The organism is Serratia sp. NGAS9 (genome assembly GCF_009905295.1).
Taxonomy (GTDB): Bacteria; Pseudomonadota; Gammaproteobacteria; order Enterobacterales; family Enterobacteriaceae; genus Serratia; species Serratia bockelmannii.
Genome location: NZ_CP047605.1, coordinates 3278345 through 3292395 on the forward strand (window position 1 = coordinate 3278345; position 14051 = coordinate 3292395).

Annotated in this window: 11 protein-coding genes and 1 pseudogene; 6 read left to right on the forward strand and 6 right to left on the reverse strand. The window is 53.5% G+C overall.

From position 1 onward, the window contains the following. Nucleotides 1-77: 77 nt before the first annotated feature. From GUC32_RS15640 to GUC32_RS15650, 3 genes are read left to right on the forward strand one after another with little or no spacing between them, the layout of a single operon-like run. The gene (locus GUC32_RS15640) at nucleotides 78-1517 is read left to right on the forward strand and encodes an NAD-dependent succinate-semialdehyde dehydrogenase (RefSeq protein WP_014229938.1); all 1440 of its coding nucleotides are present in this window, start codon (nucleotides 78-80) and stop codon (nucleotides 1515-1517) included. A gap of 41 nt (nucleotides 1518-1558) precedes the next feature. After that, nucleotides 1559-1885 carry a carboxymuconolactone decarboxylase family protein gene (locus GUC32_RS15645; protein ID WP_014229939.1) on the forward strand — a complete coding sequence of 109 codons (327 nt, stop codon included), beginning with the start codon at nucleotides 1559-1561 and terminating at the stop codon, nucleotides 1883-1885. Nucleotides 1886-1924: 39 nt separating this feature from the next. Next, a complete protein-coding gene (locus GUC32_RS15650) occupies nucleotides 1925-2905 on the forward strand; it encodes an NAD(P)H-quinone oxidoreductase (RefSeq protein WP_048762588.1) in 981 nt (326 codons plus the stop codon). Nucleotides 2906-3422: 517 nt separating this feature from the next. Here GUC32_RS15650 and GUC32_RS15655 read toward each other — a convergent pair. From GUC32_RS15655 to GUC32_RS15680, 6 genes and pseudogenes are all read right to left on the reverse strand, one after another. Further along, nucleotides 3423-4558, reverse strand: a protein-coding gene (locus tag GUC32_RS15655) for an IS3 family transposase (protein WP_201794086.1) whose coding sequence is annotated in 2 segments (ribosomal slippage) — nucleotides 3423-4312 and nucleotides 4312-4558 — 1137 coding nt in all. Because the reading frame shifts where the segments join, the coding sequence is not laid out codon by codon here. Between the two features lie 94 nt (nucleotides 4559-4652). Beyond that, nucleotides 4653-5297 (reverse strand): annotated as a pseudogene (locus tag GUC32_RS15660) (IS256 family transposase); the annotation flags it as partial. A gap of 27 nt (nucleotides 5298-5324) precedes the next feature. Continuing rightward, nucleotides 5325-6485: an acetylornithine deacetylase gene (argE, locus tag GUC32_RS15665; protein WP_012541192.1), complete on the reverse strand. Its 1161-nt coding sequence runs from the start codon at nucleotides 6483-6485 to the stop codon at nucleotides 5325-5327. Then, nucleotides 6478-7152: a DUF1028 domain-containing protein gene (locus tag GUC32_RS15670; protein ID WP_012541191.1), complete on the reverse strand. Its 675-nt coding sequence runs from the start codon at nucleotides 7150-7152 to the stop codon at nucleotides 6478-6480. The genes argE and GUC32_RS15670 overlap by 8 nt, the downstream gene beginning before the upstream one ends. After that, complete coding sequence (locus GUC32_RS15675; protein WP_012541190.1) at nucleotides 7149-7574, reverse strand: RidA family protein; 426 nt, start codon at nucleotides 7572-7574, stop codon at nucleotides 7149-7151. The genes GUC32_RS15670 and GUC32_RS15675 overlap by 4 nt, the downstream gene beginning before the upstream one ends. Before the next feature lie 9 nt (nucleotides 7575-7583). Continuing rightward, nucleotides 7584-8852, reverse strand: coding sequence for an NAD(P)/FAD-dependent oxidoreductase (locus tag GUC32_RS15680; protein WP_012541189.1), 1269 nt, complete (start codon nucleotides 8850-8852; stop codon nucleotides 7584-7586). Between the two features lie 608 nt (nucleotides 8853-9460). On the opposite strand from GUC32_RS15680, the gene GUC32_RS15685 reads away from it, so the two are divergent. From GUC32_RS15685 to GUC32_RS15695, 3 genes are read left to right on the forward strand one after another with little or no spacing between them, the layout of a single operon-like run. Further along, nucleotides 9461-10864: a cytosine permease gene (locus GUC32_RS15685; protein ID WP_012541188.1), complete on the forward strand. Its 1404-nt coding sequence runs from the start codon at nucleotides 9461-9463 to the stop codon at nucleotides 10862-10864. A gap of 14 nt (nucleotides 10865-10878) precedes the next feature. Continuing rightward, nucleotides 10879-12525, forward strand: a complete 1647-nt coding sequence (locus GUC32_RS15690; protein WP_082144862.1) for a GMC family oxidoreductase — start codon at nucleotides 10879-10881, stop codon at nucleotides 12523-12525. Continuing rightward, the gene (locus GUC32_RS15695; RefSeq protein ID WP_048762581.1) at nucleotides 12518-14008 is read left to right on the forward strand and encodes an aldehyde dehydrogenase; all 1491 of its coding nucleotides are present in this window, start codon (nucleotides 12518-12520) and stop codon (nucleotides 14006-14008) included. The genes GUC32_RS15690 and GUC32_RS15695 overlap by 8 nt, the downstream gene beginning before the upstream one ends. The last annotated feature ends 43 nt before the right edge of the window (nucleotides 14009-14051 follow it).

Sequence of the window (14051 nt, forward strand, 5' to 3'; positions counted from 1 at the left end):
CAGTGATGTGCGCTGAACTTAAGATCCCCTCAGCCGAATGACATTACACAAACACGCACACACTGAGGATAACGACCATGCAAAATCATCAATACGATCCCCTTTATCTATTCATCGACGGTGACTGGATTGAAGCGGGCAATCGCGACACTGTCGCTGTGATTAACCCCGCAACCGAAGCCACTATCGGCCGCTTGCCGCTCGCGACCGCCGCCGACCTTGAACGTGCCCTGTCAGCCACCCGTTCTGGCTTTGACATCTGGCGCCGTACCGTGCCTGCCGAACGCGCCCGCATCATGAAGAATGCCGCTGCCCTGATGCGCGAACGCGCTGAACATATTGCCTCGTTGATGACGCTGGAAGAAGGGAAGCCCCTGGCTGAAAGCCGCGACGAAGTATTGCGTGCAGCCGACTATTTTGAATGGTTTGCGGAGGAAGCCCGCCGCATTGATGGGCGCGTTGTACCGTCAAATCGCCCCGGTGTACTGCAACTGGTCAAAAAAGAGCCCATCGGCCCGGTTGCCGCCTTCACTCCGTGGAATTTCCCGGCCATTACCCCGGCACGCAAATTATCAGCGGCGCTGGCCGCAGGTTGTAGCGTGATCCTGAAACCCGGTGAAGAGAGCCCGGCGACGGCGCTGGCTCTGGCACGCTGCCTGGATGATGCCGGTCTGCCTGAAGGCGTACTGCAAATTGTGTTTGGCGTACCGGATCAGGTTTCCGCCACGCTGATCGCCTCACCGGTTATTCGCAAAGTGGCATTCACCGGTTCTGTACCGGTAGGTCGACTGCTGTCTGAGCGTGCTGCCGCCGGTGTTAAACCGATTACCCTGGAACTGGGCGGCCACGGACCGGTGCTGGTTTTTGCCGATGCCGACATTGATGCGGCGGCAACTGGCGGAGCGGCTAACCGTTTTCGGGGCACCGGCCAAATCTGTATCTCTTCAACCCGTTTTCTTATTCAGCGAGGTGTTTACACACAGTTTGTCGAACGCTTCGTGAGTGCGACGGAGCAACTGATTATCGGCGATGGCATAGCGGAAGGCACTCAGGTGGGGCCGCTGGCGAATATCCGCCAACTGGAAAAAATGGAATCGCTGATTGCCGATGCTGTTGCCCTGGGCGCGAAAGTGCTCACTGGAGGGAAACGGCTCAACCGTCCTGGCTTTTTCTTTGAACCTACGGTGCTTACCGATGTGCCGATGGAAGCACGGATCATGCACGAAGAACCCTTTGGCCCGATCGCCGTGATGCGTCCGTTCGACGCGCTTGAGGACGGGCTGGCAGAAGCAAACCGTCTGCCGTATGCCCTGTCAGCTTACGCTTTTACGCGTGACGCCCGTACCGTGCTGGATGTTGGCGATGGCCTTGAGGCCGGAATGATCGGCATTAATCAGTACCGCATGGTGGCGACGGAACTGCCTTTCGGCGGCATGAAAGAAAGCGGACATGGTTCGGAGGGCGGTCGGGAAGGTCTCAGCCATTATCTGGTGAATAAATTCATCAGCCAAATCTAAAACACACTGGCACTAATGACAGAATATAAGAGGAACTGACCATGAAAGCTGTTGATTTTACTCGCCCGCGTGAAGCTGCACGCGCATTTACTCCTAAACTGTCCGGCTTCGTTGAGCAACCACTGTATTCCGATGTCTGGACAGATCCGGACCTGGCACCACGCGACCGTAGTCTGATTACCATCGCCTGTCTTATCGCGCTGAATCATTCCAATGAGCTACCGGCCCACCTGCGTCGCGGCATTGAAAACGGGCTGACCAAAACAGAAATTTCCGCCCTGATTACGCACATGGCGTTTTATGCAGGCTTCCCGGCAGCGATTACCGCTTCTGGTTATGCCAATGCCACGTTTGAAGAACAGGCCTGAACGACGGCTATCCATCTTCTTATTTCGGGAAAGAGAATCATGAAAGCAATCACTTTTGAACAATTCGGTCCGGCCGATGTACTTAATATCAGTGAAGTCGCAGACCCACAGCTGCGCCCCAATGATCTGCTGGTTCGCACGCGGGCAGCGGGGGTCAACCGGGCCGATCTAACTCACCGACGCGGCGGGTATGGCCGCCCTGATTTTGGCGACTCGACGATTATGGGGCTGGAAATCGCCGGTGACGTTATTGCCGTCGGGGAGAATGTAAAAGGCTACAACTTGGGTGACCGTATTATGGGTATCGTCGGGGGCGGGGCTTACGCTGAAATGGCCCGCATTGATTACCGGATGGCTATGCCAGTGCCGGAAGGTATGGACTATATCCATGCGGCGGCCATTGCCGAGGTCTTTGTAACCGCGCATGAAGCGCTTATCCATCTGGGGAAACTGAAGCCCACGGAAACGGTACTGATCCACGCCGGGGCCGGCGGTGTGGGAGGTGCCGCCGTGCAACTGGCGCATGCGACAGGCGCGACGGTAATCACCACCGCGAATGCTGCAGCACACGATCTCGTTCGCCGTCTGGGTGCCGATCACGCCATTGATTACGTGACAGAAGACTTCTCCGAGGTTGTCGCCAGCAGTACGGATAACAAGGGGGTTGATCTTATTCTCGATTTTATTGGCGCGCCTTATTTTGAACGAAACGTGAATGCACTCAACTTTGGTGGACGTCTGGTGCAGATTGGCATCATGGGGGGGATTGAAAACGCGAAGATCCCGCTGGATCGGGTGTTGTACCGCCATCTGCAGATTATCGGTACGGTAATGAAATCGCGTTCGCAAGAAGTGAAACATGAGATGTCCCGTCGCTTTAAAGAGTGCTGGTTAACTCGCTTCGGTAAAGATGGGCTGAGCCCGGTGATTGACAGCGTATTTCCGCTGGCTGAAGCCAGCAAAGCTCACCAGCGTATGGAAGACGGCCTCAATGTCGGAAAAATTGTGTTGACGATGTAGAGGACGCAAACAATAAGGCGACTTTTCCTGCCTTTTCGTCACTAACCCCCTTCGCTATCTGGCATGAACAGCCCGCGCAATATTCTCTGGGCTGTTCAATGTCAGAGGATGTATGAAGTACCGTCAAAAAAGCATCACTAATGGGTTAAAAGTGATACCAGAGTATTGCTGTTACATTGTTTGTCAAAGCTAAGTTCAGATGTCCGCTCATGGCACCAAACTGCTGTAGGCGAAGCCCATCAGGCTGCTTCGAGCGAACAGCTGACAAAAGGCCAAATGACGAAACGTCGTAGACAAGCGGCTGCACAAAAGATCCAGATGCATCCCGTCAGTCCAACAATACGGCAGGTTCGTCTTTCCTGGGTTACATCAACTCTGCTGGAGATTTGTCATGCAAATAAGATGCAAAGCTCGTTTTATCAGCATGTCGAGTATTATTCTGTGAACAATTCTCAGGAGGTAAAATATGAAAAAGCTTCTGGTGGAGTGACCCCATTCCCGTAGACATTCGCTGTCCTCACGACGAGGCCTTTTCGAAGGCCTCTGGACTGACGCCTCCCAGGTGACTGTGGCGTCGGGTCCGGTTGTAGAACACTTCGATATAATCAAATATATCAGCCCGGGCCATGTCCCGGGTTTTATATATCCGCTTTCTGATGCGCTCTTTTTTTAGCGAACTGAAGAAGGATTCTGCCACGGCATTATCCCAGCAGTTGCCGCGCCGGCTCATGCTGGGTGACAGGTTATTAGCCTGGCAGAACCGTCGCCAGTCATCGCTGCCGTACTGGCTGCCCTGATCGCTGTGCACTATCACGCTTTCGGCAGGTTTACGCCGCCAGACGGCCATCAGCAGCGCATCCAGTGCAAGTTCACGCGACAGCGTCGGTTTCATTGACCAGCCCACCACATTACGGGCAAACAGGTCGATGACCACGGCCAGATAGAGCCAGCCCTGCCAGGTCCGTATATAGGTAATATCCGTTACCCAGACCTGATTGGGTTTCACAACCGTGAACTCCCGCAGCAGGCGGTTAGGTGCTATCAGTGACGGACGCCCTCTGGTCCCACGGGGTATCTTGTAGCCATGTACGGCCCGTATCCTGTTTTGCTTCATGATCTTGGCTACCCGGTTTCTGCTGCATGCTTCACCGACTTCACGTAAGTCGCAGTGAACCCTGCGATAGCCGTAAACACCGCCGCTCAGTGCATAAGAGTCGCGGATTAATTTCAACAATCGCTGGTTATCCTTTTCTCCTGCAGAGACAGGACAATGAAGCCAGACGTAAAATCCGGCACGGGCAACTTTCAAAACCCGACACATCGCGGCGATCGACCATATATCACGGTGATCGTTGATGAAGCGGTACTTTAGTCGGGCTCTCTGGCAAAGTACCGCGCTGCCTTTTTAAGAATATCCCGTTCTTCCTCAGTACGCTTAAGCTGCGCTTTCAGCCTGAGAATTTCCGTTCTGGCATCCAGTAAGTCCTGAGCCTGATGCCCGTTATTATCAGGTTTTACTGAACGGACCCATTTGTAAAGACTGTGCGCCGACACGCCGAGGCGTTCTGAAACGTCAGCAACAGAATAGCCCCGCTCAGTGATCTGGCGGACCGCTTCTTCTTTAAATTCAGGGGTAAAACGTGGTGTGCCCATAGACTCCTCCTATGCTCAAAATATAGGTCAGTTTTGTCTATGGGCTCGGGGTCACTCCAATGAGGCAAAAAAGTGTCTACGAAACCCGGGTCTATTCATACTTCGATGCCACGTCTTTGATCGAGTTGCGTATCTGATGAATAACGCACAGTTGCACTTCAGTCTGTGGATAAATGCTGTTAATCGCCTCAGGGAAGCCGGTCAGTCCGTCCACGCAATCGATCAGGATATCTTCAACGCCACGGTTTTGCATGCCACTCAGTATGGATAACCAGAAGTTAGCGCCTTCACTTTCCGACAGATACAGGTCCAATACTTCTTTTTTGCCTTCCAGATTCAGTGCCAGAACGGTATATACAGCCTAGCTCTGGTAATGGCTTTCTTCGCGGATTTTGTAGTGACTGGCATCCAACCAGACAAAAGGATAGACCTTCACAAGGGGTCGCTGCTGCCACTGTTTAAATTCGGGGATATCTTTATCGGTGACCGCACTGATGGTGGCGCTGGACACGCTTAACGCTTATAAATCCTCAATTTCCCGGCCGATATCCTGATAGCTCATCCCCAGAGCGAACAGGCGGATGATCTTACGTTCTATCCCGTTGGAGAGTTTGGTCCGGTGCTTTTTTACCAGTTGCGGTTCAAACGTGCCGTTGCGATCACGCGGTGGTGCCAGTTCAAAACTACCGGTCGGTGTTTTGAGGTCTTTTTTACCAGAGCCGTTTTTACGGTTAGCTTCATTAGGTTTAACTAACTATTGACTGTTTCATTTTAAAGGAACTGTACGCATCCATTTACATAAATTTACCAGCATACTCATGCAGTGTTCTACTTGTTCAATAGCAATAAACTCATCCGGCTTATGCCCCTGCGCCATGCTGCCTGGCCCGCAAATCAGGGTGGCAATCCCCGCTTCATCAAACAATCCCCCTTCGGTGCCAAACGCCACGGTTGAGAAATCATTGCTGCCACTCCATTGCGCCAGCCACTGCGCGAATTGCGATTGCGGATCGGTGAGCAGGCTAGGATAGTAGCTCAGCGGCTGAAAACGGATCGCGCTCTCGGCTGCCACCGCCTGCATTTGCGGTAACAATTGCTGTTGCGAGAACAGCTCGACCTCGGTCATCACACCCTGAACATTAGCGCCCGGCAGATAGCGGATTTCAAAATCAAACTGACAATCCTGCGGCACGATGTTCAGCGCGCTGCCGCCCTGAATCATACCGGTCTGGAGCGTGCTATAGGGGGGATCAAAACGCGCATCCTCGATCTGCTTCAGTTGCTGCGCCGCTGCGCCCAGCTGGTTGATAAGCCTGGCCGCGTATTCGATGGCATTGACGCCAGAGGGTGCATAGGCCGAGTGACAGGCGCGGCCATGCACCTGACAACGCATCGCCACCTTGCCTTTGTGTCCATACACCGGGCGCATTTCTGTCGGCTCGCCGATGATACACATGGCGGGTTTTTCCGCAGACGCGCGCAGATAGTCCACCATGCTGCGCACCCCGAGGCAGCCCACTTCCTCATCATAGGAAAAAGCCAGATGCAGCGGCAGGCGCAACGGCTGGGTCAGAAAGTTATCCAGCGATGCCAGCACGCAGGCCAGAAAGCCCTTCATGTCGGCACTGCCACGGCCATAGTAGCGCCCTTCCTGTTGTGTCAGGGCAAACGGCGGCAGCGTCCATTGCTGACCATCGACCGGCACCACATCGGTATGACCGGACAACATCACCCCGCCGTCACCGCCCGGTCCCAGCCGGGCATACAGATTGGCTTTGCGCCCGCTGTCATCCATGATGCGTTGCGACGCGATACCCCGTTGCGCCAGAAAATCTTCAATCCAGGCAATCAACGCCAGATTGGATTCGCGGCTGGTGGTATCAAACGCCAGCAGTGCCGCGAGGATGTCGCGTACCGCGTTACTCATCGCCGGGTACGCCATAGCTCGGGGCATCGCGTGGATCCAGTGCCCGGGTGACGTAAGCCTGCATCTGCGGTTCATACGCCAGCCACAACTTGTGCAGCTCTGCCAATGGGTTTTCTTCTGCCCAATCGACGCGCAGGTCCACCAGCGGCCAGGTGTAATCATCGACTACTTTCACGGCAGCAGAATGCACCGGCCCCGCCTCACCACCAGCGTCGATCCCCGCCTGCAACGCCGTAATCAGACGACTGGTGAGTTCACCGGTGGTGGCTTCAAAAGCCGTCACCATTGCGGCGATCACCGCTTGCTCCGCCAGCATATTGCCTGCGGCCACGCATTCTTTGCCCTGCACCACATGATAAATACCCAGCGTCTTGTCACCGCTAAAGGCGGCGCTGCGACCGCTGGCGTCAATGACAGTCACCTGGCGATACTCGCTAAAGCGATCTTCTGCCAGCGCGCTTTTCAGTGCCTGTTCCGGCGCTAACCCCGCCTCCAGCCGCGCCAGAATCTGCTGCCCCAGTGCCGGTAATGTAATGTTCTGGCTGGATACCGCCCCCACTCCGGCCACCAGCCACGGGCAACGCGCGCCGACGGCAATGCTCGACGAGCTAATGGCGATACCGAGTTGGCCGGACTCCGCACAGCGTGCGGCAATCGAAAGCGTCATTTCGCCTCCCAGTCATCCGGGATCACCGCAATCACATCAATTTCCATCAGCCACTGCGGCTGTGCCAGCGCCGAAACCACCAGACCAGTTGAAATCGGAAACACCCCTTTCAGCCATTTGCCCACTTCCTGGTAAACCGGCTCGCGATAGCGTGGATCGGTAAGATAGGTGGTGGTTTTCACGATATGGCTCAGGTCGCTACCGGCTTCTTCCAGCAGCTGTTTGAGGTTTTTCATCGCCTGTTCGGTTTGAGCGCGGGGATCGCCCAGCCCGACCAGATTGCCTGCAAAATCGGTACCGACCTGGCCGCGCACGTAGACGGTATTACCAGCGCGTACCGCCTGGCAGAGATCGTTGTCCAGCGTCTGATTCGGATAGGTTTCTTTGGTGTTGAACATACGAATACGTTGATGAGTAGGCATAACAGTTCCTTAAAGCGAGTCAGAGGGAGCGCGGTAATGCTGGTACTGGCGCTGGATAGCGATCTGGTCAGCAATAAATTTGGCATCGTGCCAGACGCCCCAGATAAAGGTGGAACCACGACGTGACAACCACGGCAAGCCGAGAAAATAGACGCCAGGCTCGCTGGAAACACCACGATGATGCTGCGGTCTGCCCTGGTCATTAAAGGCATTAACCTTCAGCCAGCTGTAATCGGCCACGTAGCCCGTCGCCCAGATAATGCTGGTGATGCCAGCTTCGGCCAGATTAAGTGACAGCTGCGGATGGGTTACGCAGGCGGGGTCTGGCAGGAACTCACGTGCTTGCGGTTCAGGCGGTAAATCAAGACCGTTACGGTCGATATACGCGTCAGCAGCATCCAGCAATGCGAGATAATTAGCATCGCCGCGCGCAATATTCACCGCCAGGTCATCCTGAAAACGTACGGTGTTAGCGGTGAAACTTTCAGTCAGGCCAACGAGGTTAACGCCCTGCGCCGCCAGACGACGGAAATCGACGGTATGCCCACCGCGTGCGCCACTGACGGCGATGGTGACATGCTCTTTGCCCGGCTGGCTGGCTGCGGCATCCCACAGACCGAGTACCCCAAGCCACCAGCAGAAGTCCCGGCCACGGTAGGAACGTGGTGGACGATCGTGCGGTCCCACCGACAGCCATACGGGCTTACCGGCACGTTGCAGCTCATCAGCAATCTGCACGCCGGAAGAACCGGCACCAACCACCAGCACGCCCCCCTGCGGCAGCTGCTGCGGATTTTTATAGTCTGCCGAGTGCAGCTGTTGTACCTGGCTATGCTGAGGAGCAATCGCCGGGATGACCGGACGCTGGAAAGGACCGGTAGCGGCCACGATACGCTGCACATTGATCACGCCTGCGGAGGTGGTGACGGTGAAACCACTGCGCCCCTGATTGCGTTCAGCGCTTAACACTTCGACGCCAGTATGAATCGGTGACTGGTTCATGGCGGCGTAGCTGACAAAATAATCGGCAACCTGTTCTTTCGCCACGAAGCTGTCAGGTGAGCAGCCGGGAAACTCCATCCCCGGAAAGCGGTCATGCCAGGCCGGACCGTTGGCAACCAGCGAATCCCAGCGACGACTACGCCAGGATTCGGCAATCCGATTTTTCTCCACTACCAGATGCGGAATGCCCAGACGCGTCAGGTGTTCGCTCATGGCAACCCCCGCCTGACCCGCGCCAATAATCAGCGTATCTGTTTCAGTTTTTAATGATGTCATTTCAACGTCCTTCATCCCGCATCACGCAGGGGATTAACCACTTAAGAAGGACCCAAGACTATTGGAGCACGTGCAGGCGGTAAAATATTATAAAGTGAGCGTCTGGATAGAAAATATTTAACCTGCTGGCAACCTTGTCCGCCGAAATAAAATACAAAGCCCTGTTAAAGCCGCATCCGCTCTGCACAGGCAAGATAAAAAGGTGCTGAGATAAATCAAATTAACGCGATTCACAGACAACATTTTTACTTATTAATTTTGCAAAATTGACGATATTTAATATTGCCAACGATGCTTCAGTGACGAGCAGACGCGCACCAAAATAAGGCATTCAGCCAGAACGTGGCATTTTAGATGTTAATAATCAAATAGTTAATTAGATTCAAAAATATCTCACCTGTCATTCTTTAACGTTCCAATTTGGGGCAGCCAATCCATAAGCGAGATTGCATCTTTTTTTTATATTAGTTGGCTATATTTTTCTTCATTTCTCTCTATAGCCAACTGTTGCAACATCCCATCAACGTTATTTTCACCCCTCCCAATTTTTTGGGTGGTTATAACCGCAGCCATGCGGCAAGCCTGCAAATGACTTTGTTGAGATAACTATGATGACAAACAACCCAAAAGATAATGCTGTTGCAACCACAATAGAGTTGAGCACCATCCAGCCCATTCCCGCGCATGAACGTCATGGCAAGCCACGGGATCTTTTTACCATCTGGTTTGGTTCAAACATCATGTTGCTTACCGTGATTACCGGTGCGCTGGCGGTGAGTATTTTCCACTTATCTTTTATGTGGGCCACCCTCGCCGTATTGATTGGTAACCTTGCCGGTGGGCTGTTTATGGCATTGCATTCCGCGCAGGGGCCACAATTAGGTGTGCCGCAGATGGTGCAAACCCGCGGCCAGTTTGGTTCTTATGGTTCCGTGCTGGTGGTGGCGTTAGTCGTCATCATGTATATCGGCTTTCTGGCATCGAACCTGGTGCTGGGCGGTCAGTCACTGCACGCCATCTACGCACCGGTTTCTACCGATACCGGCATCCTGGTTTCTGCGGTACTCAGCCTGGTCGCCTGTGCCTTCGGTTATAACCTGATTCATGCCTACACCAAGGTGATGTCGTGGGTATCCGGTATTATTTTGCTCGCGGCCTTTGCGTGGATTGTTTTCGTGCATGGTCTGCCGACTGATTTTCTCGCACGTAATGGCTTTAATCTCAGCGGATTCCTCGGTGCCATTTCCATCGCCGCGTTATGGCAGCTGGCCTATGCGCCTTATGTATCCGATTATTCCCGCTACATGCCAAAAGATATCAGCGAAAAAAGTGTCTTCTGGTGTAGCTACCTGGGATGCGTACTGGGTTCATTGTTCCCGATGATTCTTGGCATTCTGGTTTCTATTTGCATCGTGGATGGTGATTTAATCACCGGCATTGTGAATATGACCGGCGGATTATCCTCCACCGTAATTATTGTGTTTGCCTTAGGCATTGCCGCGACCAATGCAATGAACCTCTATTGCGGCGTGCTCTGCACCCTGACGCTCGGCCAGACATTCCTGCCTAAATGGTCGCCACTTTCTGGCGCCCGCATTGTGGTTTCGATTGTCACCATCCTTATCGAAGTGCTGATTGCGATTTATGGTCAGGAAAACTTTCTGGTCAATTACACCAACTTTATTCTGATGCTGCTGTATGTGCTGGTGCCGTGGACGGCAATTAACCTGGTTGATTACTATCTGGTGGCCCACGGTAATTATGATGTCGCTTCATTCTTCCGTCGCGACGGTGGCATATACGGTTACTTCAATTCAAAAGCCATTTTCTGTTATCTGCTGGGCATCATCGTCGAGATTCCCTTTATGTCTACCGCCATCTATACCGGCCCGGCAGCAAATATGTTAGGTGGTGCCGACATCTCCTGGATTATTGGTTTAGCCATCGTCTCACCTGTTTATTATTTCCTCTGCCGTACTCAGGCAGTGGCGCAAACCTCTGTTGCTAAATAATCACCGGAATGACTATGAACAATAGCAAGACCTATGACTACATCATTATTGGTGGTGGTTCCGCAGGTTCAGTACTGGCCGCCCGGCTTGCAGAGCAGGCAGATCTCAAGATCTGCCTTATCGAGGCCGGTAGCCGTGATGAAACCCCGCGTATCCAGACGCCTGCGGGCACCATCACCCTGTATAAAAGCAAAAAGTTCAGCTGGAACTTTTATTCAACGCCACAAAAAAGCCTGGGGGGACGGCAAATCCACGTCCCGCGCGGCAAGGCGCTGGGTGGTTCCTCATCCATGAACAGCATGATTTATATTCGCGGATTACCTTCTGATTATGACCGCTGGGAACAGCAAGGTTGTGAGGGCTGGGGCTGGAATAATGTCCTGCCCTGGTTCAAACGATCGGAAAAGAATCTGCTGTCTCAGGACCCGGCATATCATGGTTTTAACGGCGAATTACTGGTCGATAAACCGCGCGATCCCAATCCGGTATCAGCGCTGTTTGTCGCGGCGGGCAAGCGGGTCGGATTAGCGGAGAACACCGACTTTAACGGTAAATCGCTGGCGGGGGTCGGCATTTACAACGTCACGCAAAAGGATGGCAAACGGTTATCATGCTATCGTGCATTTTTGCATCCCCATATTGGGCGCAGCAATTTGACCGTGATGACTGACTGCACCGTGCAAACGTTGATCATTGAAGACAAAGCGGTCAAAGGCGTGCGAATAACTGAGCATGGCCGCGATCAACCCACGTCAATTCTCTGCCGCCATGAAGTCATCCTTTCGGCCGGCTCGATCGGCTCACCGCATATTCTGCTGAAATCAGGTATCGGGCCTGCTGCCGAACTTGAGGCCGCAGGTATTCCGCTGGTGCACCCTCTTCCCGGGGTGGGCAAAAATCTTCAGGACCATCTGGATGGTCTGGTCACCGTGCGTTCCAGAAACCCTCTGACGCTTGGTTTTTCCCTCGCCGCCTGGAAACCGATCCTGACATCCCCCTTCCAGTATCTCTTTCGTCGCAAAGGTTGGCTAACCACCAATTATGTTGAAGCCGGTGGCTTTGCCGCGACAAAACTCAGTAGCGATGAACCCGATATTCAGTTCCATTTTGTGCCGGGTTATCGCAGCCATCGTGGCCGTTTATTTGAATGGGGCCACGGCTATGCGATTCACACCTGCGTTTTACGTCCGCGGTCGATCGGCGCGTTGCAGTTAAAGCGTGATGGGCAGATCGCTATTGATTTTAATTTCCTCGCCGATCCTTATGACGCCAGCGTGCTGGTGGAAGGGATAAAAGTGGCAAGGAATATTCTGGCTCAGCCGGAATTCAATGCATTGCATGGCGAAGAGATGCTGCCGGGCAAACATATCCAGACTGACGAACAGCTGCATCAATACGTCAAAGAATATTGCGCCACGGTTTTCCATCCGGTTGGCACCTGCAAGATGGGGCGGGATGAAATGAGTGTTGTCGCACCGGACACTCTCAAGGTATATGGCGTGGAAAATTTGCGCGTGGCAGATGCATCAATTATGCCGACGCTTATCAGCGGCAACACCAATGCGCCTTCAATTATGATTGGCGAACGTGCGGCAAGCATGATCCTGCAAGGAACGCCGGTAGCTGAGACCGAGACGAATAAGGAGAACGCTTATGCATAATCGTGATTACTGGCAAGGTCTGCTGAACCAACAACGCTTTAGCACGCATGCCCTTATCGGGGGTAAACCTTACTTCGCCAAAGCGGAGAAAACCTGGGCGGTGGTGAATCCCGCCACCAATGCAGTGTTAGCGGACGTCACCGCTTGCCAGGCTGAGGATATTGACGCTGCGGTGCGTTCAGCACGCCAGGCATTTACCTCTGGTATCTGGTCTGAATGTCCTTTAGCGCAACGCAAAGCCGTGCTGCGCAGGCTGGCGGAGCTGATGCTGGAGCACCGGGAAGAACTGGCGCTGCTGGAAAGCGCAAGCATGGGGAAACCGGTGCTCGATGCCTATAACGTTGATGTGCCTGGTGCTGCTCATGTGATGGCCTGGTACGCAGAAAGTATCGATAAGATTTATGACGAGGTTGCCCCCACCCGTCCGGGTACCCTGGCAACCATCACCCGTGAACCTGTCGGCGTGGTTGCCGCCATTGTGCCGTGGAATTTTCCCCTCGATATTGCCGCCTGGAAAATTGGCCCAGCGCTGGCAGCCGGAAATAGTGTGATCCTGAAACCCTCGGAGAATTCGCCTTTCACCGCACTGAAACTGGCAGAACTAGCGCTGGAGGCCGGGTTGCCCGCCGGGGTGTTAAACGTTGTTACCGGGCTGGGGATCGAAGCCGGTGCTGCGCTGGGCCAGCATAACGATGTTGATGTGCTGACCTTTACCGGTTCAACCGCGGTGGGCAAAGCCTTTATGGCCTATTCCGGCCAATCCAATTTGAAGCAGGTGTGGCTGGAATGTGGTGGCAAAAGCGCCAACATTATTTTTGCCAATTGCCAGGATCTCGATTTAGCCGCCGAAAAATCCGCCTTCGGTATCTGTTTCAACCAGGGTGAAGTTTGTTCAGCTAACTCCAGATTATTAGTTGAGCGTAAGATCTATCCCGACTTTATGGCGAAGTTGATCACGAAGTTGCACGGCTGGCAACCTGACCACCCGCTTAACCCCAATGCGAGGATGGGCGCGATGGTTTCGACTGCGCATAAAGATAAGGTGATGGATTTTATTCAGACCGCAGTGACTCAGGGCGGTATTGTGCGCGCGGGTGGCGAGCAACGCGAAATCGAGACAGTCGCTAACTACATCCTGCCGACGGTGATTGAGATTGAAAGCGAAAACGTTAACTTATGGCGTGATGAAGTATTCGGTCCGGTGCTCGCGGTAAAAGTCTTTGATGATGAGTCGGAAGCCATCGAACTGGCGAATAATCATATTTACGCCCTTGCTGCGTCTGTATGGTCGGACGACCTGAATCAGGCACATCGTGTGGCGCGCAAACTGAACGCCGGAACGGTGTCGGTCAACACCGTTGATGCGCTGGATGTGACCGTTCCTTTTGGTGGCAATCAGCAATCGGGTTTTGGCCGCGACCTGTCTTTACATGCCTTTGATAAATTCACCAAATTAAAAACCACCTGGCTTGAATTACGTTAAATACAACTGACGTTTGCTCTACCCGCAACGGGTAGAGTAACAA